Source organism: Streptomyces sp. NPDC088766 (genome assembly GCF_044750845.1).
In the GTDB taxonomy this organism is placed as follows: Bacteria; Actinomycetota; Actinomycetes; order Streptomycetales; family Streptomycetaceae; genus Streptomyces.
Window position 1 is genome coordinate 103,582 of the sequence record NZ_JBIVKQ010000007.1, and the last position, 22,079, is coordinate 125,660.

Annotated in this window: 19 protein-coding genes; 7 read left to right on the forward strand and 12 right to left on the reverse strand. The window is 72.7% G+C overall.

Going from position 1 to position 22,079, the window contains the following annotated elements; all coding sequences use genetic code 11:
- Positions 1-4: 4 nt before the first annotated feature.
- The 6 genes from ACIP5W_RS12280 to ACIP5W_RS12305 form a co-directional block, all read right to left on the reverse strand.
- Positions 5-814, reverse strand: a complete 810-nt coding sequence (locus ACIP5W_RS12280) for a siderophore-interacting protein (protein WP_401470709.1) — start codon at positions 812-814, stop codon at positions 5-7.
- A gap of 100 nt (positions 815-914) precedes the next feature.
- A complete protein-coding gene (locus tag ACIP5W_RS12285) occupies positions 915-1,964 on the reverse strand; it encodes an ABC transporter substrate-binding protein (protein WP_401470712.1) in 1,050 nt (349 codons plus the stop codon).
- A gap of 196 nt (positions 1,965-2,160) precedes the next feature.
- Complete coding sequence (locus ACIP5W_RS12290; RefSeq protein WP_401470715.1) at positions 2,161-3,321, reverse strand: acyl-CoA dehydrogenase family protein; 1,161 nt, start codon at positions 3,319-3,321, stop codon at positions 2,161-2,163.
- Positions 3,322-3,326: 5 nt separating this feature from the next.
- Positions 3,327-4,304: a hydroxymethylglutaryl-CoA lyase gene (locus ACIP5W_RS12295; protein ID WP_401470718.1), complete on the reverse strand. Its 978-nt coding sequence runs from the start codon at positions 4,302-4,304 to the stop codon at positions 3,327-3,329.
- Positions 4,301-6,244, reverse strand: a complete 1,944-nt coding sequence (locus ACIP5W_RS12300) for a biotin carboxylase N-terminal domain-containing protein (RefSeq protein WP_401470721.1) — start codon at positions 6,242-6,244, stop codon at positions 4,301-4,303. The genes ACIP5W_RS12295 and ACIP5W_RS12300 overlap by 4 nt, the downstream gene beginning before the upstream one ends.
- Positions 6,245-6,258: 14 nt before the next feature.
- Positions 6,259-7,875: a carboxyl transferase domain-containing protein gene (locus tag ACIP5W_RS12305; RefSeq protein ID WP_401470724.1), complete on the reverse strand. Its 1,617-nt coding sequence runs from the start codon at positions 7,873-7,875 to the stop codon at positions 6,259-6,261.
- 97 nt (positions 7,876-7,972) lie between these two features.
- Between ACIP5W_RS12305 and ACIP5W_RS12310 the strand changes: the two genes are divergently transcribed.
- Positions 7,973-8,578, forward strand: a complete 606-nt coding sequence (locus ACIP5W_RS12310; protein WP_401470727.1) for a TetR/AcrR family transcriptional regulator — start codon at positions 7,973-7,975, stop codon at positions 8,576-8,578.
- Positions 8,579-8,677: 99 nt separating this feature from the next.
- On the opposite strand, the gene ACIP5W_RS12315 is transcribed toward ACIP5W_RS12310, so the two are convergent.
- Complete coding sequence (locus ACIP5W_RS12315) at positions 8,678-9,316, reverse strand: TetR/AcrR family transcriptional regulator (protein WP_401470730.1); 639 nt, start codon at positions 9,314-9,316, stop codon at positions 8,678-8,680.
- Positions 9,317-9,527: 211 nt separating this feature from the next.
- On the opposite strand from ACIP5W_RS12315, the gene ACIP5W_RS12320 reads away from it, so the two are divergent.
- Together ACIP5W_RS12320 and ACIP5W_RS12325 are read left to right on the forward strand one after the other, a co-directional pair.
- Complete coding sequence (locus tag ACIP5W_RS12320; RefSeq protein WP_401470733.1) at positions 9,528-10,685, forward strand: acyl-CoA dehydrogenase family protein; 1,158 nt, start codon at positions 9,528-9,530, stop codon at positions 10,683-10,685.
- A 35-nt stretch (positions 10,686-10,720) separates the two neighbouring features.
- Positions 10,721-11,593 carry an acyl-CoA thioesterase gene (locus tag ACIP5W_RS12325; protein ID WP_401470736.1) on the forward strand — a complete coding sequence of 291 codons (873 nt, stop codon included), beginning with the start codon at positions 10,721-10,723 and terminating at the stop codon, positions 11,591-11,593.
- A gap of 109 nt (positions 11,594-11,702) precedes the next feature.
- Here the strand turns inward: ACIP5W_RS12325 and ACIP5W_RS12330 are convergent, their stop codons facing one another.
- Both ACIP5W_RS12330 and ACIP5W_RS12335 read right to left on the reverse strand, forming a co-directional pair.
- Positions 11,703-12,491, reverse strand: a complete 789-nt coding sequence (locus ACIP5W_RS12330; protein WP_401470743.1) for a phosphatase — start codon at positions 12,489-12,491, stop codon at positions 11,703-11,705.
- Positions 12,492-12,594: 103 nt separating this feature from the next.
- Positions 12,595-14,109 carry a helix-turn-helix domain-containing protein gene (locus ACIP5W_RS12335; protein ID WP_401470746.1) on the reverse strand — a complete coding sequence of 505 codons (1,515 nt, stop codon included), beginning with the start codon at positions 14,107-14,109 and terminating at the stop codon, positions 12,595-12,597.
- A gap of 206 nt (positions 14,110-14,315) precedes the next feature.
- On the opposite strand from ACIP5W_RS12335, the gene speB reads away from it, so the two are divergent.
- From speB to ACIP5W_RS12350, 3 genes are all read left to right on the forward strand, one after another.
- The gene (speB, locus tag ACIP5W_RS12340) at positions 14,316-15,284 is read left to right on the forward strand and encodes an agmatinase (RefSeq protein WP_401470749.1); all 969 of its coding nucleotides are present in this window, start codon (positions 14,316-14,318) and stop codon (positions 15,282-15,284) included.
- Positions 15,281-16,993, forward strand: coding sequence for a thiamine pyrophosphate-binding protein (locus ACIP5W_RS12345; RefSeq protein ID WP_401470752.1), 1,713 nt, complete (start codon positions 15,281-15,283; stop codon positions 16,991-16,993). The genes speB and ACIP5W_RS12345 overlap by 4 nt, the downstream gene beginning before the upstream one ends.
- A 184-nt stretch (positions 16,994-17,177) precedes the next feature.
- Positions 17,178-17,909, forward strand: a complete 732-nt coding sequence (locus tag ACIP5W_RS12350; RefSeq protein ID WP_401470755.1) for a DUF4097 family beta strand repeat-containing protein — start codon at positions 17,178-17,180, stop codon at positions 17,907-17,909.
- A 159-nt stretch (positions 17,910-18,068) separates the two neighbouring features.
- Here the strand turns inward: ACIP5W_RS12350 and ACIP5W_RS12355 are convergent, their stop codons facing one another.
- Positions 18,069-18,341 carry a DUF397 domain-containing protein gene (locus tag ACIP5W_RS12355; protein WP_401470758.1) on the reverse strand — a complete coding sequence of 91 codons (273 nt, stop codon included), beginning with the start codon at positions 18,339-18,341 and terminating at the stop codon, positions 18,069-18,071.
- A 50-nt stretch (positions 18,342-18,391) separates the two neighbouring features.
- Here ACIP5W_RS12355 and ACIP5W_RS12360 point away from each other — a divergent pair, with 50 nt between their 5' ends.
- A complete protein-coding gene (locus tag ACIP5W_RS12360; RefSeq protein ID WP_401470761.1) occupies positions 18,392-18,763 on the forward strand; it encodes a hypothetical protein in 372 nt (123 codons plus the stop codon).
- Positions 18,764-18,791: 28 nt separating this feature from the next.
- Here the strand turns inward: ACIP5W_RS12360 and ACIP5W_RS12365 are convergent, their stop codons facing one another.
- Both ACIP5W_RS12365 and ACIP5W_RS12370 read right to left on the reverse strand, forming a co-directional pair.
- On the reverse strand, positions 18,792-19,595 hold the full coding sequence (locus ACIP5W_RS12365) for an endonuclease I family protein (RefSeq protein ID WP_401470764.1): 804 nt from the start codon (positions 19,593-19,595) through the stop codon (positions 18,792-18,794).
- 215 nt (positions 19,596-19,810) lie between these two features.
- Positions 19,811-22,072: a glycosyltransferase family 39 protein gene (locus ACIP5W_RS12370; protein WP_401470767.1), complete on the reverse strand. Its 2,262-nt coding sequence runs from the start codon at positions 22,070-22,072 to the stop codon at positions 19,811-19,813.
- Between the last annotated feature and the right edge of the window lie 7 nt (positions 22,073-22,079).

Genomic DNA, 22,079 nt, shown 5'->3' on the forward strand with positions numbered 1-22,079 from the left:
TTGGTCACCCGGCCGCGCGCAGCTGCTCCTCCGTCATGCCCTGACGCCAGTACCCGACGAAGGTGACCCGGCGCCTGTCGATGCCGCGCTCCCGCACGAAGTGCCGGCGCAGCGCCTTCACCGAGCCCGACTCGCCCGCGATCCAGGCGTACGGCCGCTCGGCGGGCGGGAGCACGGCCGTGCGCAGGGCGTCGGGACAGGCCCCGCCGGTCAGCCAGGAGATCTCGGCGTCCGCCGCGCTCGCCAGGTGCCGCACGGTCCCGGCGTCGCGCACGTCCAGCCACGCCCGGACGCGCTGTCCGGCGGGCAGCGACGCGAGAATGGACCCGATCGCCGGCAGAGCCGTCTCGTCGCCCCACAGCAGCACCAGGTCGGTGTCGTCCGGCGGCCGGAACCGGATCGCCCGGTTGTCGGCGACGGCGGGGCCGAGCACCACCGCCCGGTCCCCGGCGCGCGCCCGGTCGGCCCACGCGGAGGCGGGCCCGGCCGGGGTGTGCAGCACGAAGTCGACGTCGATCTCGTCGGGGTCCCGGCGCAGCTCCCGCAGCGTGTAAGAACGCATCACCGCCCGTACGTCGTCCGGCAGTTCACGCCAGCCCTGCCACCAGTGGTCCCCCAGCTCCACGGGCACGGCCGGCGCGTCCTGGCCCGGATGCGGCAGGAACAGCGACAGCGACTGGTCCCAGCCGTCGGAGAGGAAGTGCCGCAGGTCCTCCCCGGCGAAACTCACCCGGACCAGGGACGGACCGAGCCGCCTGGTCCGTACGACGTGCAGTGCGAAGAAGCGGAACGGGGCGGCGACGGCCGTGGTCACGCGGGCTCCTGGGGTGGGGGAGGGGCGGCTGACCTTCTTCGGGGGCGGGCCCGTGCCCGAGCGGTTCGACCGCGTGGGCGCGGGCCCCGGGGCGGCCTCGTCAGGCGACCTTCTTCGCCTTCTCGAGGGCCTCGGCGAGGGTCTCCAGCAGCGGCACGCACTTGTCGTACGACAGGATCGGCTCGGGCGAGCGGGCGATGACCTGCCCGGCCTTGACCGCGGGGAGCTGCTTCCACGTCGGCTTGGTGATGTCGGCCGGCTGGATCGTCGAGGAACGGTCGTCCATCATGATGATGTCGGCCTGGTACTTGTCGACGTTCTCCCAGCTCAGCGACTCGTACCAGCCGCCGCCCACGGCCTTGGCGCTCTCCGGCGGCTCGACGAAGTTCACGCCGAGGGCCTTGAAGTACTCCAGGTCGATGGAGAGGTTCGTGCCGGAGACGTAGAACAGCTGGTCGCTCGCGGAACCGGCCATGACCTTGATGTCGGGCTTGGCCTTGGCGGCGGCGCGCAGCCGGGTCGCGGCGGTCTCGAAGCGCTTCTTGGCGTCGGTGACCCCGGCCGCGGTCATGTCCGCGCCGAGGGACTCGGCCAGTTCCCACATGCGCTCCAGGGGAGCGGTGAGCTGCCGGTCGTAGACGGAGACGGCGACGCTCGGGGCCAGCTTGGCGACCTTGTCCTTGGAGGCCTCGGGGACGTACCAGAGGGTGCCGGCGTTGTCGAACATCGTGGAGATGAGCACGTCGGGCGCGAGGGCCGCGTACTTCTCGACGTTGAACTCGTCCCAGACGTTGCCGAGGATCTCGACCTTGCTGATGTCCATGTCGCCGGCCTGGACGTCGGCCTTGCCGTCGGTGGTCCTCGTCGGTCCGAAGACGCCCTTGACCTGGATGCCGTAGTCGTGGAGGGCGGCCGCGACGCCGGTGAACGCGACGATGTTCGCCGGGATCCCGTCCAGCTTCACGGTGGTCCCGCGGTCGTCCTCGAACGTCCAGGGGCCGGACTTGGCGGCAGCGCCCTCCGTCGGCTTCGAGCCGCCGCTCTCCGGGTCGTCGTCCCCGCAGGCTGCGAGCACGGCACCGAGACCGAGGGCGCCACCGGCGGCGAGGATGCCGCGACGGGTGAGGTGAGTGGCTCTGGCGTTGGACATGAGTGTGGCCGCTTTCGAACGGGGCGGATCACCGCCGGACAATTCGAAGGTAGGTTAGCCTAACCTCAGATCTTGTCCAGGGGGCGGTGCCGGACCGAACCGTCCGGCCCCGCCCCGGCGAAGGCATCCGTGCCCGCCGGCTCAGGCCAGAACGCCCACCGGGCAAGCGAGTTGCCAGGAGGGCGACCGGCGGACCTCAGCCCACCAGCCCCAACTCCCGGGCGATCAGCATCCGCTGCACCTCGCTCGTGCCCTCGCCGATCTCCAGGATCTTCGAGTCGCGCCACATGCGGGCCACCGGGTACTCGTTCATGAAGCCGTAGCCGCCGTGGACCTGGGTGGCGTCGCGGGCGTTGTCGACGGCGATTGTCGAGGAGTACAGCTTCGCCAGGGCCGCCTCCTTCTTGAAGGGTTCTCCGGACACCAGGCGCGACGCCGCGTCGCGCCAGGCGAGGCGGGCCGTGTGGGCCTTCATCTCCATGTCGGCGATCTTGAACTGGATCGCCTGGTTGGCGCCGATCGGGCGGCCGAAGGCGCGGCGCTCCCTGGCGTACTTCACCGACTCGTCCACACAGCCCTGGGCCAGGCCCGTCGCCAGGGCCGCGATGGCGATGCGGCCCTCGTCCAGGATGCGCAGGAACTGGGCGTAGCCGCGGCCCTCCTCGCCCAGCAGGTTGGCCGCCGGGACACGGACGTCCGTGAAGGACAGCTCACGGGTGTCCGAGGCGTTCCAGCCGACCTTGGAGTAGGGCGCGGCGACCGTGAAACCGGGGGTGCCGGACGGGACGACGATCGCCGAGATCAGCGGCCTGCCGTCCGGCCTCCGGCCCGTCACCGCGGTGACCGTGACCAGGCCCGTGATGTCCGTGCCCGAGTTGGTGATGAAGCACTTCGTGCCGTTGATCACCCACTCGCCGGTGTCCGGGTCCAGCCGGGCCGTCGTACGCGTCGCGCCCGCGTCGCTGCCGCCGTCCGGCTCGGTCAGGCCGAACGCGCCCAGGATCTCGCCGGAGCACAGCCGCGGCAGCCACTGCCGCTTCTGCTCGTCGGTGCCGAAGAGGTGGACCGGCATCGCGCCCAGCGACACGCCCGCCTCCAGGGTGATCGCCACCGACGAGTCGACGCGGGCCAGTTCCTCCAGCGCGATGCCCAGCGCCAGGTAGTCGCCGCCCATGCCGCCGTACTCCTCGGGGAAGGGCAGCCCGAACAGACCCATGCGGCCCATCTCGCGGACGATCTCGTACGGGAACTCGTGCCGCTCGTAGAAGTCGCCGATCTTCGGCGCGACGACGTCGTGCGCGAACTGCTCGACGGTGCGCCGCAGTTCTTCCAGCTCGGGGGAGAGGCGGTGGTCCATGGCGGTCACTGCTCCTTGTGGGCCTCGCGGCCCTCTTGGCCCTGCGCGTCCTCGTGGGACAGGGCGCGGACGGTGCGGGACGGGCTGGGCCGGCCCAGCCGGCCGGCCATCCAGACGCTGGTGGCGACGAGACGGCCGAGGTCGACCCCGGTGTCGATGCCGAGGCCGGTCAGCATCCACACGAGGTCCTCGGTGGCGAGATTGCCGGTGGCGGACTTCGCGAACGGGCAGCCGCCCAGGCCGCCCGCCGAGGCGTCGACGGTGGTGACGCCGTGCCGGAGCGCGGCCAGGGTGTTGGCGAGGGCCTGGCCGTAGGTGTCGTGGAAGTGCACGCCCAGCGCGCCGACGGGGATGCCCTCCTCGCCGAGCGCGGTCAGCAGCTCCTCGACGTGACCGGGGGTGGCGACCCCGATGGTGTCGCCGAGGCTCAGCTCGTCGCAGCCCATGTCGACCAGGGCCCGGCACACCCGGACGACCTGGGGGACCGGGACCGCGCCCTCCCAGGGGTCGCCGAAGCACATGGAGAGATAGCCGCGCACGTGCACCCCGCCGGCCTTGGCCCGCTCCACCACCGGGTGGAACATGGCCAGCGCCTCGTCCACCGTGCGGTTGAGATTGGCCTTGGCGAAGGCCTCGGTGGCGCTGGCGAACACCGCGACCCGCCGCGCCCCGAGCGCCAGTGCCCGGTCCAGCCCGCGTTCGTTCGGCACGAGCACCGGCAGCTCCACCTGCAGCCCGGCGAGCATCGGGAACAGCTCCTCCGCGTCGGCGAGCTGGGGCACCCACCTGGGGTGGACGAAGCTGGTCGCCTCGATCGTGGTCAGCCCGGCGTCGGCGAGCCGGTGCACGAACTCGGCCTTCACGGCCGTCGGCACGGTCGCCCTCTCGTTCTGCAGGCCGTCGCGGGCGCCGACCTCGTGGATCCTGACCCGCGCGGGCAGGCCCGGCGCGGGCACGGTCATCGGAAGTCCTCGCACGCTCATCCCTCCTCCCCGTGCGGCGCGATCACGGCCAGCACCTGGTCCATGGCGACGGTGGTGCCCGCGCCGACGTCGAGTTCGGTGACCGTGCCGGCGTGCGGGGCGGAGATGACGTGCTCCATCTTCATCGCCTCCACCACCAGCAGGCTCTGCCCGGCCGTCACCTCGTCGCCGACGGCGACCTTCACCACCGTCACCGTGCCCGGCATGGGCGCGGTCAGCGAGTCGGCGCCCGCGTGCGCGGCCCCGGTCAGGGACGCGGCCACCGGGTCGTGGTCGCGCACCTGCCAGGCGTCGCCGTCGCGGCCCAGCCAGTCACCGGCCCGGTGGAAGGTGTGCCGGACGCCGTCGAGGGTGACGCCGACCTCGTCGTCGGTGACCCGGTGCGTGCCGCGCGGCGTGTACTCAACGGGGTCGGTGACCCGCAGCGGGAACGCCGGCGGCCGGTGCTCCCCGCCCAGCCGCCACCCGCTCGGCACCGAGAAGGGGTCCGTCCACCCCGCCCCGGACGGTTTCAGCGCCTCCAGCCGTACGGCCGCGGCGGCCTCGTAGACCTCCTCCGGCACCTCGGTGGGGACCAGGTCGTCCATGACCCGCTCGACCAGGCCGGTGTCCAGCTCGCCCGCCACGACCGCCGGATGGGCGAGCAGCCGGCGCAGGAACCCGGCGTTCGTCGGCACGCCCAGCGTGACCGTGTCCGCGAGGGCGGCCCGGAGCCTGCGCAGTGCCGTGGCCCGGTCGGGGCCGTACGCGATCACCTTGGAGAGCATCGGGTCGTACAGGCTGCCGACCTCGGTTCCCTCGCTCAGCCCCGAGTCGGTGCGCACCCCCTCGCCCTGCGGCTCGCGCAGCCGCACCACGGTGCCACCGGACGGCAGGAAGCCGCGGGCGCCCTCTTTGACGGACACCGTCTCGGCGCACACGCGGGCCTCGACGGCGTGCCCCGTCAGACGGATGTCGTCCTGCGCGTACGGCAGTTGCTCCCCGGCCGCCACGCGCAGCTGCCACTCCACCAGGTCGAGCCCGGTGACCAGCTCGGTGACGGGGTGCTCCACCTGGAGACGGGTGTTCATCTCCATGAAGTAGTACGCCTTCGGGTCCCCGCCGGGCACGATGAACTCCACCGTGCCCGCGCCCCGGTAGCCGCAGGACAGGGCCGCCTGGACCGCCGCCTCGCCCATCCCCGCGCGGGTGGCCTCGTCGAGGAGCACGCTGGGCGCCTCCTCGATCAGCTTCTGGTGCCGGCGCTGGAGGGAGCACTCGCGCTCGCCCAGGTGGATCACCCGGCCGTGGCCGTCGGCCAGGACCTGGATCTCGATGTGCCGGGGCCGGTCGATCCACCGTTCGACGAGCAGCGTGTCGTCCCCGAAGGAGGCACGGGCCTCGCGGCGGGCGGCGGCGATCTCGTCCAGGAGGCCGCCCTCCTCCCGCACCAGCCGCATGCCCTTGCCGCCGCCGCCGGCCGACGGCTTGAGCAGCACCGGCATGCCGATCTCCAGGGCCGCGGCGGCCAGTTCGGCGTCGCCGAGCCCGCTGCCGCTCGACCCCGGGACCACCGGGACGCCCGCCGCGTGCACGGTCTCCTTGGCGCGGATCTTGTCGCCCATGAGGGAGATCGCCTCGGCCGGCGGCCCGATGAACACGAGCCCGGCGTCGGCGCAGGCGCGCGCGAAGCCGGCGTTCTCCGCGAGGAAGCCGTAGCCGGGGTGGACGGCCTGGGCTCCGGTGCGGGCGGCGGCCTCCAGCAGCCGCTCCACCGACAGGTAGCTCTCGGCGGCCGGCGCCGGACCGATCCGGACGGCCGTGTCGGCCTCCCGGACGTGCCGCGCGTCGGCGTCGGCGTCGGAGAAGACGGCCACCGAGCGCACGCCCAGGGAGCGCAGGGTGCGGATCACCCGGACGGCGATCTCGCCCCGGTTGGCCACGAGGACTGTGTCGAACATCGTCTTGAAGCCCCTCACATCCGGAAGACGCCGAACTGGGGGTCGCCCAGCGGCGCGTTGGCACAGGCGGTCAGGGCCAGACCCAGCACCTGGCGGGTCTCCAGCGGGTCGACGACCCCGTCGTCCCAGAGCCGGGCGGTCGCGTAGTAGGCGTTGCCCTGACGCTCGTACTGCTCCCGGACCGGGGCCTTGAACGCCTCTTCCTCCTCGGCGGGCCAGTCCTGGCCGCGCGCCTGGAGCTGGTCGCGCTTGACGGTGGCGAGGACGGAGGCGGCCTGCTCGCCGCCCATCACGGAGATCTTGGCGTTCGGCCACATCCACAGGAAGCGGGGGGAGTAGGCCCGGCCGCACATCGAGTAGTTCCCCGCGCCGTACGACCCGCCGACCACGACCGTCAGCTTGGGCACGCGCGTGCAGGCCACCGCGGTGACCATCTTGGCGCCGTGCTTGGCGATGCCGCCTGCCTCGTAGTCCTTGCCGACCATGAAGCCGGAGATGTTCTGGAGGAACAGCAGCGGGATGCCGCGCTGGTCGCACAGCTCGATGAAGTGGGCGCCCTTCTGGGCGGACTCGGAGAACAGGATGCCGTTGTTGGCGACGATGCCGACCGGGTGCCCGTGGATGCGGGCGAAGCCGGTGACCAGGGTCTGCCCGAACTCGGACTTGAACTCGGCGAACCGGGAGCCGTCCGTGATGCGGGCGATGATCTCCCGTACGTCGTAGGGGGTACGGGAGTCGACCGGCACCGCGCCGTACAGCCCGTGGGGGTCGACCTTGGGCTCGACCGCGGGCCGCACCTCCCAGGGCAGCGGGCGGCGGGCCGGGAGGGTGGAGACGATGGTCCGCACGATGCGCAGGGCGTGCGCGTCGTCCTCGGCGAGGTGGTCGGTGACTCCCGACACCCGCGCGTGGACCTCGCCGCCGCCCAGCTCCTCCGCGGTGACGACCTCGCCGGTGGCGGCCTTCACCAGCGGCGGGCCGCCGAGGAAGATCGTGCCCTGGCCGCGCACGATGACGGCCTCGTCGCTCATCGCCGGGACGTACGCCCCGCCGGCCGTGCACGAGCCGAGCACGGCGGCGATCTGCGGGATGCCGGCCCCGGACATGCGGGCCTGGTTGTAGAAGATCCGCCCGAAGTGCTCACGGTCGGGGAAGACCTCGTCCTGCATGGGCAGGAAGGCGCCGCCGGAGTCCACCAGGTACAGGCACGGCAGGCGGTTCTCGAGGGCGACCTCCTGGGCCCGCAGGTGCTTCTTCACCGTCATCGGGTAGTACGTCCCGCCCTTGACGGTGGCGTCGTTGGCGACGATCACGCACTCCCGGCCGCTGACCCGGCCGATCCCGGCGATCACGCCGGCCGCGGGGGCCTGCCCGTCGTACAGCCCGTCGGCGGCGAGGGGGGCCAGCTCCAGGAACGGGGAGCCGGGGTCGAGGAGGGTGTCCACCCGGTCCCTCGGCAGCAGCTTCCCGCGCGCGGTGTGCCGGGCCCGCGCCTTCTCCCCGCCGCCCAGCCGGGCCGCGGCGAGCTTGCCGCGCAGTTCCTCGACGAGTGCGAGATGGGCCCTCTCGTTGGCCCGCCAGGCCTCCGACGCGGGATCCGCCGCGCTGGTCAGCTCCGGTGCCTGCTCCATACCTTGCGGTCCCCTCACCCAGTGGTCGACTGTTAATGAGCGTTAACCATTTCCGTCAGGTTAACGAGCGCTAACCTCGTTGTCTAGAATTGTTCTCATGGCCACCAGAACCGACGCCCCCACCCGCCGCGAGCAGATCCTCAAGGAAGCCGCGCGGCTGTTCGCCGAACGCGGGTTCCACGGCGTCGGTGTGGACGAGATAGGAGCCGCGGTCGGCATCAGCGGCCCCGGCCTCTACCGGCACTTCCCCGGCAAGGACGCGATGCTCGCCGAGCTGCTGGTCGGGATCAGCGGCCGGCTGCTGACCGGTGCGCGGCGCCGGGTGCAGGAGGCCGACGGGGCCGGCGCCGGGACGGTCCTCGACTCGCTCATCGAGGGGCACATCGACTTCGCGCTCGACGACCGTCCCCTGATCACCCTGCACGACCGGGAGCTGGACCGCCTCCGCGACAGCGACCGCAAGCTGGTGCGGCAGTTGCAGCGGCAGTACGTCGAGCTGTGGGTGGAGGTCGTCCGCGAGGCCTATCCGGCGCTGACGGAGCCGACGGCCCGGTCCGCGGTGCACTCGGTGTTCGGACTGCTCAACTCCACCCCGCACCTGGGGAGGGCGGGCGGGCTCCCCGGCCGGGACGCCACGGCGGACCTGCTGCACCGGATGGCGCGGGGCGCCTTCGGCTCGGCGGTGGAGGGGGAGCGGGAGTAGGCGTGGTCGGCCGCCGGGGCCGTGGGCGGTCGGCGGCTCGGGCCGTCGGGTGTGGCGGCGGAGGTGCGCGGGGCGGGCGGCCGCCGGGGCCGTGGGCGGTCAGTCGCTCAGGCCGGCCACCTCGGCGGCGTAGAGCAGGGCGGGATCGAAGCCCATTCCGGTGAAGTGGCCCGCCAGTTCCAGCGACAGCACGCCGTGCAGCCGGGTCCAGAAGGCCAGCGCCCGGCGTGGGGCCGGGGTGGGCGCGGGGTGGCCGTCCGTCCATTCCCGGTGCTCGTCCAGGTGTGTGTCCAGCGGCGTCCGCGGGCCGCTCGCGGGCAGCTCGGCGCAGGCGTCCAGCAGGCGCGCCATGATCTCGGACGCGATGGCGGTGATGTCGTCGGGCGCGTGATAGCCCGGCACGGGCGTGCCGTAGACGAGGAAGTACCGGTGCGGATCGGCCAGTGCCCAGGTGCGCAGGGCGCCCGCCAGCGAGGCGACGTCACCGTCGGCGGCCCGGACGGCGTCGGCGAGGCTGCGGTACGCGTCCCTGATCAGCTCGGTGATCAGCTCGTCCCGGCCGGCGAAGTAGCGGTACAGCGCGGGCCCGCTCATCCCCAGCTGCTTGGCGATGGCGTTGAGCGACAGCGCGGACGCCCCGGCGGAGGCGATCTGTTCCCACGCCCGTTCCTTGACCTCGGCCCGCACCTGGGCGCGGTACCGCTCCCGGGGGGTCTCGGCGCCACCGGTCCCGGCCATGGAGTGCCCCTTCCGCAGGTGGGCGGCTAGAGCCGCAAGAGTTAGTTAGAGGTTATCACGAAAGTCGAGTGGGCCGGGAGGCGGGCCGAGCGGGCGGGCCGGGAGGGCGTGACGAGCGTTACCCCGCACTCACCCTGGACGCACCCCGTACTCGCCGGTACGGTGATATGAGCAAGCGCTTAGACAGGCCGAGGTACGTGGAGGTGGCGGCGTGCGCCGTACGGTGTTCAACGAGGATCACGAGGCGTTCCGGGAGACCCTTCGCGCCTTCATCGAGGCCGAGGTCGTACCCGTCTACGACGAGTGGTTCGCCGCCGGCCAGGCCCCGCGGGAGTTCTACTACAAGCTCGGCGAGCTGGGCATCTTCGGGATCAACGTCCCCGAGGAGTTCGGCGGCGCGGGCCTGGACAGCCACAAGTTCGAGGCCGTCCTGTACGAGGAGACCGCTCGCGCCGGCGTCCAGTTCGGCGGTTCCGGCGTGCACGTGCTGCTCGCCCTGCCGTACATCAAGATGCTCGCCACCGAGGAGCAGAAGAAGCGCTACCTGCCGAAGTTCGTCAGCGGCGAGGAGATGTGGGCCATCGCGATGACGGAGCCGGGCACCGGTTCCGACCTCGCGGGCATGAAGTCCACCGCCAGGCTGAGCGAGGACGGCACGCACTACGTCCTCAACGGCGCCAAGACCTTCATCACCGGCGGCGTCCACGCCGACAAGGTGATCGTCTGCGCCCGGACCGCCGCCCCGACCGCCGAGGACCGCCGTCACGGCATCTCCCTCTTCGCCGTCGACACCAAGTCCGAGGGCTACTCCATCGGCCGCAAGCTGGACAAGCTGGGCCTGCGCACCTCCGACACGGCCGAGCTGGCCTTCGTCGACGTCAAGGTGCCCGTCGAGGACCTCCTCGGCGAGGAGAACAAGGGCTTCTACTACCTCGGCCACAACCTGGCCTCCGAGCGCTGGGGCATCGCCTTCGGCGCCTACGCCCAGGCCAAGGCGGCCGTCCGGTTCGCCAAGCAGTACGTGCAGGAGCGCACCGTCTTCGGCAAGCCGGTCGCCCACTTCCAGAACACCAAGTTCGAGCTGGCCGCCTGCCAGGCCGAGGTGGACGCGGCCGAGGCCGTCGCCGACCGCGCCACGGAGGCCCTGGACGCCGGTGAGCTGACCCCCGCCGAGGCCGCCAGCGCCAAGCTGTTCTGCACCGAGGTCGCGCACCGCGTCATCGACCGCTGCCTCCAGCTGCACGGCGGCTACGGCTACATGAACGAGTACCCGATCGCCCGCCTGTACGCGGACAACCGGGTCAACCGCATCTACGGCGGCACCAGCGAGATCATGAAGACGATCATCGCCAAGGACATGGGTCTGTAAGCCGGCCGCAATTACCGCCGGATACAACGGTCCTCATGAGCCAGGCACTACAGGACCTCCTCGATCTGCTCGACCTCGAGCAGATCGAGGAGAACATCTTCCGCGGCCGGTCCCGCTCCGCCGTCGTCCCGCGCGTCTTCGGCGGGCAGGTCGCGGCCCAGGCGCTGGTCGCCGCCGGGCGCACGGTCCCCGCCGACCGGCACGCCCACTCCCTGCACGCGTACTTCCTGCGGATGGGCGACCCCGGCGCGCCCATCGTCTACAACGTCGAGCGCATCCGCGACGGCCGCTCCTTCACCACCCGCCGCGCGGTCGCCGTCCAGCACGGCCGGCCGATCTTCACCCTGTCGGCGTCCTTCCAGACGTACGAGGAGGGGCTCGACCACCAGACCCCGATGCCCGTCTCCCCGGACCCGGCGACCCTGCCGACCTCCGAGGAACGCCTGCGGGGCTACGGCCACCTCCCGCCGGACGTCGTCGAGCGGTTCCTGGAGGCGCGCCGGGCCATCGACCTGCGGTACGTCGACGAGCCGCCGTACGGGAGGTTCGGTGAGCCGCGGGAACCGCACAGCCAGGTCTGGTTCCGCACCAACGGCAAGCTCGCGGACGACCCCCTGCTGCACGTCGTCCTCGCCACCTACGTCTCCGACATGACCCTCCTGGACTCGGTCCTCCTCGCGCACGGCCGCGGCGGCTGGGCCGTCGGGGACGTGGTCGGCGCCTCGCTGGACCACGCGATGTGGTTCCACCGCCCGTTCCGCGCCGACGAGTGGCTGCTCTACGACCAGGAGTCGCCGTCGGCGCACGGCGGCCGGGGCCTGGGCCAGGCCCGCATCTACACCCAGGACGGACGGCTCGCCGTCTCGGTGATCCAGGAAGGTGTGGTGCGCGTCCCCCGGGAGGACTGAGGGACGCGGCCACCACGGACGAACAGGGCGGCGGCGAGAGCACCTTCACGGTGATCGTCGCCGCCTCCCCGACCTCTCGGGGCGATACGGCCGGACCAGGGCGGTACGGCTAGACCAGCCCCGCCTCCGCCAGCAGGTACGCCGTCATCGGATCGTAGTGCCGGGGGCTCGTCACGTGGTCGTCGAGGGGGACCGTCACCTGGACGGTGCCCTCGGCCTCGGCGAGGAACAGCGCCGGGTCGTTGCAGTCGGCGTACCCGACGGAGTCCACGCCGTGCTGTCCGGCGTAGCCCGCCCAGCCGTGGTCGGCGACGACCAGGTCCGGCAGCGGGCGCCCCGCGCGCTCCAGGGCGGTCAGGATCGCCTTCATCGGCTCGCCCGAGTGGGTGTGCCACAGGGTGGCGCCGTACTCCAGCACCGCCACGTCGGCGAACTGCATCACGTACCCCTCGTCCGTCTGGAGCCCGTCGGGGATGACGACGATCTCGCAGCCGGCCCGGCGCAGCGCGTCCGCCGTGGCCCGGTGCACGTCCAGCAGCCCGCCGGGGTGACCGGTGGCGAACAGCACCCGCTGCCGGTCCTCGGCCGCCTTGCGCAGCCGCCCGGCGAGCCGTTCCAGGCCGTCGACCGTGAGCCGGGGGTCGATGGTGTCCTGGCCGTAGCGGTACCCGGGGTCGTCGTTGACGCCGACCCGCTCCGCCATCACCGCGAGCACGTCCTGCTCGTCGGTCCAGCGGTCGCCGAGCTCCAGGCCGAGCCAGAAGTTGCGGACGCCGTTGGCCAACTGGCGGTAGTGGGAGAGGTTGTTCTCGCGCGGGGTGGCGACGTCACCCGCGATACGGGTCCTCACGAGGTGTTCGACGAGCTCGGCGCGGCTGGGTGTCCCGGGTATCGGCATGGTTTCCATTGTGGGGCAGCGGCCGGTGGGAGTCCGTGGTCTCCCGGACGCTGGGACGCGGGTCACTCGCCCCGGTCCGCCGCCCCGGCCCGCGCCGGTGAACTCACCCCTGCCGCAGGGCGAACCACAGTTCCATCCGTACGTCCGGGTCGTCCAGGTCCGTCCCCAGCAGGGCCGCACAGCGCGCGATCCGCTGCCGCACGGTGTTGCGGTGCACGCCCAGCGCCACCGCCGTACGGTCCCAGCCGCCGTGCAGCGACAGCCAGGTGCGCAGGGTGGCCGCGAGGGTCTCGTCGAGAGGGGCGAGCAGCGCGCGGGCGTGCGCCTCGGCCTCGTCGGGCGGCACCAGGTCGGCGAGCGCGGGGCGCGCGCCGTACCGGACCAGGGGCGCGCGGGTGGCGCGGGCGCGGGCCAGGGCACGGGCCGCCCGGACGTCGGCGGCCGGCCAGTCGGCGGGGGTCGCGGCGGCGCCGACCCCCAGCGTCCATCCCGGCTGCGCGAGCGGCTCCCGCTCGCCCGGCACCAGTACCCGTACGACGTCCTCCCCGAGGTCGACCAGCGGCGACCCGAGGGCTGCGCCCAGCGCGGCGGCGGCCACCGCGTCCGGCGCCCGCCCCTCGGGCCGCCCGTGCACGACCTGCCACCGCTCTTTGCCGAGCAGCGGGGCCACGGACTCCGGCGCGGCTCCGAGCAGCAGCCGTACCAGGGCCGAGGAGCGGGCCGCCTCCGAGCCGCTGCGGTGCTCGCCGGTGAGCAGCGAGAGCAGGACGGCGGCGACGGAGGCGACGGTGTGGTCACCGGCCTCCCGGCGCGGAGCGGCGATCCCGAGCACGAAGCCCCGGCCGGACCCGAGGGCGTAGGCGGAGAGAGCGGCGCCGCCGGTGGTGTCCGTGGCGGAAGCGGGGGCGGGGGAGGGAGCGGGGGCCGCCGGAGCGGTGGCCGTACCCGCCTGCGGCGGGCCGGCCGGCCGGACGACCCGCGCCAGCCGTGCCAGCGCCGGGCCCGCCCCGCTGTCCGGTTCCCGTCCCGCCGCCGCGATCTCCGTGCCCTCCGGGCCGTACAGCACCGCCCGGCCGCCCGTCCGCCGGGCCAGTTGCCGCAGCACCGACGGCACCGGGTGCGGCCGGGACGCGGCGGCGGCGAGGCTCTGCTGGGCCTCGGTGACCCGGCGCAGCCCGTCGTGCCGGGCCTGCGCCATGAGCTGCCAGACCGCGCGGGCCACGCCGGAGAAGGTGGTCCGCGGCGGGACCTCCAGCAGGGGCAGTCCCCGGGCCTCGCAGGCGGTGGCCAGGGCGCGCGGCACGGTGTCGTGCACCGGCGCCAGGCCGAACCCGAGGGCCGCGCCACCGGCGGCCACGATCCGCGCGACGTAGTCGTCGCAGTGGCTGCCCAGGTCGGCCGCCGCCCCGGGAATGTGCACCCCGGCCGTCAGCAGCAGCTCGCCGCCCAGCAGATACGGGTACGGGTCGGCCATCTCCGAGGCGTGCGCCCCGTGGACGGCCCGGTCCGGCTCGCGGGGCCCGGCGATCTGGCGCAGGGCGAGGTCCTCGCGGGCCAGCAGGGCGGCGAGGGGGACGGGTGGTCTCGGCGGTGTGGGGACCGCCGCGGGCTCCGGCACGGTGTGCGTTTCCTCCAGGTGGAACGGCTCCGGTGGAGGAAACGTACACTTCGCCGGCGCCTTCCGGCCGTCTAGGGTCGTCCCGACCGGCTCACCGGCCCGGCACCCGAACTCGCGTCCGAACGCGCCCCCGGCTCGCCGGTAGAGTCGTACACGGCAGGACAGAGCGGTACATACGCGACGGAGCGTAGGAAAGAAGGCAGCAGATGAGCAGCAGCGAGACGCCCCGCGGCCCGGTCGACTCCTCGCGGGTGCCGCGGTACGCCGGTCCCGCGACCTTCGCCCGGCTGCCCCGCCTCGACGAGGTCGGCCGCGCCGACGTCGCCGTGGTCGGCGTGCCGTTCGACTCCGGCGTCTCCTACCGGCCGGGCGCCCGCTTCGGCGGCAACGCGATCCGCGAGGCGTCCCGGCTGCTGCGGCCCTACAACCCGGCGCAGGACGCCTCCCCCTTCGCCCTCGCGCAGGTCGCCGACGGCGGCGACATCGCCGTGAACCCGTTCAACATCAACGAGGCCGTGGAGACGATCGAGGCGGCCGCCGACGACCTGCTGGGCACCGGCGCCCGCCTGATGACCCTCGGCGGCGACCACACCATCGCCCTGCCGCTGCTCCGCTCGGTCGCGAAGAAGCACGGCCCCGTGGCCCTGCTCCACTTCGACGCCCACCTCGACACCTGGGACACCTACTTCGGCGCCGAGTACACGCACGGCACCCCGTTCCGCCGGGCCGTCGAGGAGGGCATCCTCGACACCTCCGCCCTCTCCCACGTCGGCACCCGCGGCCCGCTCTACGGCAAGCAGGACCTCACCGACGACGAGAAGATGGGCTTCGGCATCGTCACCTCGGCGGACGTCTACCGCCGCGGCGCCGACGAGGTCGCCGACCAGCTCCGGCAGCGCATCGGCGACCGCCCGCTCTACATCTCCATCGACATCGACTGCCTCGACCCGGCGCACGCGCCCGGCACCGGCACCCCCGAGGCCGGCGGCATGACCTCCCGCGAACTCCTGGAGATCCTGCGCGGCCTGGCCTCCTGCCACCTCGTCTCGGCGGACGTCGTCGAGGTGGCGCCCGCGTACGATCACGCGGAGATCACGTCGGTGGCCGCGTCCCACACGGCGTACGAACTGACCACGATCATGTCCCGCCAGATCGCGGAGGACCGCGCGAAGTGACCCACGACCACGACCTGGTGCTCCGCCCGACCGCCGCACAGACGGAGGCGGCACTCGACCCGCCGCCCGGCCGCACCGGCGGAGACCTGGTCGTGGAGACGCTGGCCGGGCTCGGCGCGACCACCGTCTTCGGGCTGCCCGGCCAGCACGCGCTCGGCGTGTTCGACGCGCTGCGCCGCTCCGACCTGCGCTACATCGGCCTGCGGATGGAGAACAACGCGGGCTTCGCGGCGGACGCGTACGGCCGTGTCACCGGCGAGGCGGCGCCCCTGCTGCTGTCCACGGGGCCGGGCGCGCTGACCTCCCTGGCCGCGCTCCAGGAGGCGGCGGCGGCCTCGGCGCCCGTGCTGGCGATCAGCAGCCAGGTCCCCACCCGTGGGCTGGGCGGCGGACGCCACGGCTACCTGCACGAACTCCCCGACCAGGCGGCCTCCTTCCGGGGTGTGGTGAAGTCGGTGCACACCGTCCGCGCCCAGTCCCAGATCCCGTCCGCGCTCGCCGCCGCCTGGAAGTCGGCGCTGACGGCCCCGCACGGGCCGGTGTGGGTGGAGATCCCGCAGGACGTGCTGGCCGCCCCGACCCCGCTCCCGGTGGTGACGGCTCCGGACGCGACCCCCGAGGAGCTGCCCCCGCGCCCGGAACTGACGGCGGTCGCGGCCGACCTGCTCTCCCGCGCCGAGCGCCCGGCGATCGTCGCGGGCGGGGGAGTCGTCCGCGCGGACGCCTCGGGCAAGCTGCGCAGGCTCGCCGAGCGGCTCGACGCCCCCGTGGTCACCACCTTCGGCGGCAAGGGCGCCTTCCCCTGGACGCACCCCCTCTCCCTCCAGTCCTGGCTGGAGGACCGCCACACCACCGACTTCCTGGAGGACGCGGACGTCCTGCTGGTGATCGGCTCGGGGCTCGGCGAACTCTCCTCGAACTACCACACGTTCACCCCGCGCGGCCGCGTGATCCAGATCGAGGCCGACCTCGGCAAACTGGAGGCCAACCACCCGGCCCTCGGCATCCACGCGGACGCCCGCCTCGCGATCCAGGCCCTGCTGGAGACCGTCCCCGAACGCACCGACCCCACGGCGCCCGAGCGCGTCCGCACGCTCCTCTCCCGCGTGGCGGAACGCCTCGCGTCCCAGGAACTGGCCCTGGAACAGCAGGTGCTGGCGTCCGTCCGCGAGGCGCTCCCCGCCGACTCCCCGTCCTTCTGGGACATGACGATCCTGGCGTACTGGGCGTGGTCGGCCTTCGACCCCGAGGGCTCCAACCACATGCACTCCGCCCAGGGCGCGGGCGGTCTCGGCTACGCCTTCCCGGCGGCCCTCGGCGCGGCGGCCGCCGACCCCACCCGCCCGGTCCTCGCCGTCTCCGGCGACGGCGGCGCCCTCTACTCGATCGCGGAACTGGCCACGGCGAAGCAGTACGACCTGAACGTCACCTGGCTCGTCGTCGACGACGGCGGCTACGGCATCCTCCGCGAGTACATGACCGATGCCTACGGCCCGGCCACGGCCACGGTCACGGAACTGACCGGCCCGGACTTCGCGGCCCTGGCCGCATCCTTCGGCGTCCCGGGCGTGCGGACGTCCCCCGAGGCCCTGGCGGCCGACCTGGCGAAGGCGCTGGCGTCCCCCGGCCCCTCGGTGGTGGTCCTGCCCGCGCTGCTGCGGATGTTCGCACCGACCCACCGGGGCTCGGATCACCCGGGCTCGGACTGATCGTCCGACCGGCTCTCGGCGGTGACCTTCAGGTGAGGGTAGCCCCTGGTCGAACCGGGGGTTTGCCCCATGGTCACGTGATGGCGGCCGCCATAGTGTCGAGGAGCGTTGGGCCCGAAGCGGGCCCTGGACCACGTTTTCTTCAGGGCCCGCTCAGGTGGCTCTCCAGAACTGGGGGACATTCATGCGTCAGGAACTCCGCCGCCTCGGGGGCTTAGCGGCGGCCGCGCTCGCAGCCGGCGGACTCGCCGCGTGCGGTCTGGTCGAGGGTGAGACTTTCGAGGACGACAGCATGCTGTCCGGGAAGATCACCTCCGTGCGTCTGGAGAACGGGTCGGGCGGCGTCACCGTCAACGGCACAAAAGACACCGGGAAGCTGACTTTGCGGCGGGAGATCGAATACCGGGGCGACAAGCCGCACGGTGCCACCCACCGGATCGAGAACGGCGTGCTGATCCTCGGCGGCTGCGGCAACCGCTGCTCGGTCAGCTACACCGTTGACGTGCCCGCCGGTGTCCAGGTGAGCGGGGAGGTGTCCAGCGGCAGGATCCACCTGACCAAGGTGGGGGCGGTGAAGGTGACCACCAGTTCCGGCCGCATCGAGATGAACGGCGTATCCGGCGCGGTGGAGGTGAAGACCTCCAACGGCAGGATCACCGGGGAGGGCATCAAGGGCGAGCGGATCCAGGCACAGACCTCCAACGGCGCGATCGACCTCACCCCGGCGACACCGTTGGACGTGCAGGCCAAGACGGCCAACGGGGACATCACCCTGACCCTGCCGAAGGCCGACTACCAGGTGACGGCGGACACGAACAACGGCGACAAGACCATCGGCATCCCTGACGATCCGTCGGGTACGTACCGACTCGTGCTGCAGAGCAGCAACGGCGACATCACCGTCGAGAACCCCTGACAGAGTGGTCCGTGACGTCCGTTCCGGGTGATGCCCGGGGCACTGTACTGGCGGCGGCGCCGGCTTCGGTGAGGATGCCGAGTCCGACCAGGCGCTTCAGTTCGGCCCTGGCGCCGCTCTCCAAGGGGTGCGGGCCGGACGAGTCGTGGCGGTGAGCGGTCAGGCGGGCAGGTGGCCGTCCTTGACCGCTGTGACGAACGACGTCCAGCCGGCCGACGGGAAGACCGGCGCGGGTCCCTCAGGGTTCTCGGAGTCGCGTACAGGGACACCTGCGGGGTGGTCGTCCAGGACCTCCGGGCAGCTGCCGCCCTCGCTGCCGCCCTCGCTGCCGCTGTAGGAGGACTTCCGCCGGCCGGTCGGCGCGGCAGCGTTCGAGATGATCGGAGCCTCTGGATCGCCGTGCACGGCGTCGACATGGGGTTGCGGATCCACGGTGCCGATGTCGGCTCGCGCCGGATCCGGGACGGCGAGGCGATCGCCGCATGATCTACGAGAGCCATGACGCCTCCTCCCCCACGGGCGGCCGGCCCCGCCTCCTCCCCTGGTCCGACCTCGACGGCAAGCCCTGCCACCTGCTCACCGACGACACCGGCACCGGCCGTCTCTCGCGCCTCGCCGATGACGTCGAAACCGTCCGGCTCGGCATGGCCGACGACCTTCTCGGCCACGCCGTCGACCTCCTGGGCGATGCCAGGGCCACCGCACCCCAACTGCGCTTCCTCGCAGCCCGCTTGGCCGAAGCGCTCCACGACGTGCATCGCATCGCCCGGAGCAGGGGGGATCGGCTCCCCGTGTCCCACGACGGCGAGGAAGCCTGCGGCGCTGCCCCTGAAGGCCGGGCTGAACTCCCCTGAAGCAAGGGGAGTTCAGCCACAGCTGGGTCTACCAGATCGCCTCGACCCACTCCGGGTGGTCGATGAACGGGTTGCGGTTGTGCTGGTAGGTGTCGTAGATGGCCTGGTTGCGCTTCTCCTCGAAGGCGCTCGGCGGGTCCGCCTCGTTCCACGCCTTGAGGACGGAGAGCTTGCCCATGTAGGGGTTGGAGCCGTTGCCGACCTTCTCGTTGGGCTCCAGGTCGGCGAAGCCGTCGTCGCCCTCGTAGCGCACGGCCATGTAGAGGATCATGCGGGCCACGTCGCCCCGGTCCGCGGCGCGCGGCGCGAAGGAGTCGGAGTCGACGGTGCTGCCGCCGCCGTTGGTGACGGCGCTGCCGCCGTTGTCGAAGTCCAGGTTGCCCCGCGTGCTGTTGACCTGGACGTCGCAGGCGCGCAGGTGGTGCAGGTCGGTGCCGGGACCGGTCACCTCGCCGAAGTCGCCGTGGGACTTGGCCCAGGTGTGCTCGCGGTTCCAGTCGCCGACGTCGCCGCCGTTGAGGGACTTGCTGCGCGAGACACCGCTGTACAGCAGGATCACGTTGTTGCTGTTGTTCGGGTCCTGGTCGGTGACCTTCAGCGCGTTCCAGACCGCGGAGTACGAGATCTTCGTCTGGCTGCTGATGATCGTGTGCAGCGAGGACTTCAGGCTCGCACCCGTCTTGCCGACCGCGTTCTTGTAGTACGTCGAGTCGTACGCCGTCGTGGTCGCCGCGGCGGGGGTCGCGGTGAGCGCGGGCGCGGTGAGGCCGACCAGGACGGCGGTGGTGGCGAGCGCCACCGGCTTCCATCGGCGTATGCGTGTCGTCAGCATGTGGGGAGTCCGATCTACGCGTGTTGAGTGGGGGCGGCAATCGGGAGAGTGACATGTGCATGCGGTCAAGGCAATGAATCTGACATGTCGATCAGATGACGGGAACCGGCAAATTACCCGTTGTCTACGCGAGTTGATGGCGCAAAACGGCCCCTGACGGAAAGTCAGGGGCCGTTCCTCGCCGCTGTGCGGACCGATGTGCCGTCGGCGTGCGGTCAGTTCACGTCCGACGGGTCCAGTCGGTAGACCGTCGACCGGTCGCTCTGCGACGAGGACGAGGTGCCGGTGTCGGAGGTGCCGGAGCCGGAGGCGGACTCCGACGCCGAGCTGTAGTCGCTCTCCTCCACCGCCGTCCCGTTCTTTTGCACCCACTCCGTCACCTCGGAGTTGGCCGTGGAGCCGCCGCCCATGCCGCCGCCACCCATGCCGCCGCCGAGCTGGATGTAGTGCAGCTCGCCCTTCTTCACCAGCTCCTTCAGCCTGGCCGGCGTCATCGCGTTGTCGGACCCGGACCAGCCCCACATGGAGATCACCGGCTCGCCGCTGCTGAGGATGAGCTGTGCGGCGGACTGCGAACTCGACACGGCCAGCAGCCACTTCGCGCCGTCCTGGTGCTTCTTCAGGTAGGAGAGCAGCTCGGTGCTCGCGCCACCGCCCATGCCACCGCCCATGCCACCGCCCGTGCCGCCGCCCATGGCGCCACCGCCGGGGCCGTCGCCCGCACCGGTGCCGCCTTCCGGGGCGGTGCCGCCCGGTGCCGTACCGCCGTCGGCCGCGGTGCCGCCGGGAGGTGTACCGCCCGGCTGCTCACCGCCCCCGGGGAAGCCACCGGACCCGTCGCCCGCCTGCCCGTCGGCCTGTCCACCGGACCGGCCTGCTGCCTGCTCACCCTGCTCGCCGCCGGCGCCCGGGAAGGCGCCCCGGCCGCCGCCGGGGCCTCCGCCGCCGAAGCCGCCGCTCCCGGTCGTGGGACCGGCCGTCGGATTCGTGCCGCCCATCCCGCCGCCCGAACCGGACGGCACCGACCAGGCGTACGCCGCCGGACCGGCCACCGAGGCGACGACCGCCGCGGCCACCGAAGCCGCCAGCAGTCGGGCACGGTCGCCGGAGCGGAAGACGAACAGTCCCACGATCGCCAGCGCCATCACGACGCCGATGACCGGCCACAGCCAGGTGTTCCAGCCGGAGGCCCGGCGCAGCAGCACGATCGCCCAGACGGCCGTGACCCCGAGCGCGAGCGGCAGCACCCACACCCACCGCTTCTCGGCGCGGAAGGCACGCAGCAGCATCAGGCCGCCGCCCCCGCACAGTGCCGCGATGCCCGGGGCGAGGGCGGTCGTGTAGTAGGGGTGCATGGTGCCCTCGGCCAGGGCGAAGGTGAGGTAGTGCAGGGCGGTCCAGCCGCCCCACATCACCAGCGCGGCGCGGGTGGGGTCGGTGCGCGGGGCGCGCCCGCGCAGGACGACGCCGCCGACGGCGGCGATCGCCGCGAAGGGGATCAGCCAGGAGATCTGGCCGCCCAGGACGTCGTTGAACATCCGGCCGATGCCGGCGGTCCCGGAGAAGCCCCCGCCTCCGCCCCCGCCGCCCCCGCCGTTGCCCTCGCCGCCGAAGACCCGGCCGAGGCCGTTGTAGCCCATGATCAGGTTCCAGGCGGTGCCGTCGGTCGAACCGCCGATGTACGGCCGCTCGTCGGCCGGGACCAGGGAGACCGCCGCCGCCCACCAGAAGCTGGAGACGGCGAGGACCACGGCCGCGGCGGCCAGGTTGACGAGCCGCTTCACCAGCTTCGGCCTCGCCGCGTACAGGTAGACCGCGAAGACGGCGGGCAGGGCGATGTAGCCCTGGAGCATCTTGGTGTTGAAGGCGAGGCCGAAGCAGGCGGCCGAGCCGAGCAGCGGCAGCAGCCTGCCGTCGTGCACCGCCCGCAGGGCCAGGGCCGCGCCGCCCGCCATCAGGAACACCAGCAGGGTGTCGGGGTTGTTGTCCCGGTTGATGGCCACGGTGATCGGGGTCAGCGCGAGGACCAGCGCGGCGACCGCCGCCGCGCCGTGCCCCCAGACCCGCTTCACGCTCGCGTGCAGGATCCAGACCGTGCCGAGGGCGGTCAGGATCATCGGCAGCATCATCTGCCAGGTCCCGAAGCCGAACACGCGGCAGGACAGGCCCATCACCATCAGGGCGAACGGCGGCTTGTCGACGGTGAGGAAGTTCCCCGCGTCCAGCGAGCCGAAGAACCAGGCCTTCCAGCTCTGGGTGCCGCTCAGCACGGCGGCGCTGTAGAAGCTGTTGAGCCCGGAGCCGGAGAGGTTCCAGGAGTACAGCACCGCCGCCAGCACCAGGATCGCGAGCAGCGCGGGGAGCGACCAGCGCGGCGCCCTGTCCGGCGGGGGCGCCTGGTTCGACGCCGGTGCCGCCGGGGGCGGCGGCCGGTCGGTGGACACGGTCGGGTGGGGGAGATCGGTGGCAGATGTCACCAGTCCA

Bases quoted from the DNA above. Each gene is read 5' to 3' on its own strand.
- ACIP5W_RS12295 (WP_401470718.1), bottom strand. From the start codon at position 4,304: ATGAGCGTGCGAGGACTTCCGATGACCGTGCCCGCGCCGGGCCTGCCC.
- ACIP5W_RS12325 (WP_401470736.1), top strand. From the start codon at position 10,721: ATGAGCCAGGCACTACAGGACCTCCTCGATCTGCTCGACCTCGAGCAG.
- ACIP5W_RS12300 (WP_401470721.1), bottom strand. From the start codon at position 6,244: ATGTTCGACACAGTCCTCGTGGCCAACCGGGGCGAGATCGCCGTCCGG.
- ACIP5W_RS12285 (WP_401470712.1), bottom strand. From the start codon at position 1,964: ATGTCCAACGCCAGAGCCACTCACCTCACCCGTCGCGGCATCCTCGCC.
- ACIP5W_RS12310 (WP_401470727.1), top strand. From the start codon at position 7,973: ATGGCCACCAGAACCGACGCCCCCACCCGCCGCGAGCAGATCCTCAAG.
- ACIP5W_RS12360 (WP_401470761.1), top strand. From the start codon at position 18,392: ATGATCTACGAGAGCCATGACGCCTCCTCCCCCACGGGCGGCCGGCCC.
- ACIP5W_RS12305 (WP_401470724.1), bottom strand. From the start codon at position 7,875: ATGGAGCAGGCACCGGAGCTGACCAGCGCGGCGGATCCCGCGTCGGAG.
- ACIP5W_RS12290 (WP_401470715.1), bottom strand. From the start codon at position 3,321: ATGGACCACCGCCTCTCCCCCGAGCTGGAAGAACTGCGGCGCACCGTC.
- ACIP5W_RS12350 (WP_401470755.1), top strand. From the start codon at position 17,178: ATGCGTCAGGAACTCCGCCGCCTCGGGGGCTTAGCGGCGGCCGCGCTC.
- ACIP5W_RS12330 (WP_401470743.1), bottom strand. From the start codon at position 12,491: ATGCCGATACCCGGGACACCCAGCCGCGCCGAGCTCGTCGAACACCTC.
- speB (WP_401470749.1), top strand. From the start codon at position 14,316: ATGAGCAGCAGCGAGACGCCCCGCGGCCCGGTCGACTCCTCGCGGGTG.
- ACIP5W_RS12315 (WP_401470730.1), bottom strand. From the start codon at position 9,316: ATGGCCGGGACCGGTGGCGCCGAGACCCCCCGGGAGCGGTACCGCGCC.
- ACIP5W_RS12365 (WP_401470764.1), bottom strand. From the start codon at position 19,595: ATGCTGACGACACGCATACGCCGATGGAAGCCGGTGGCGCTCGCCACC.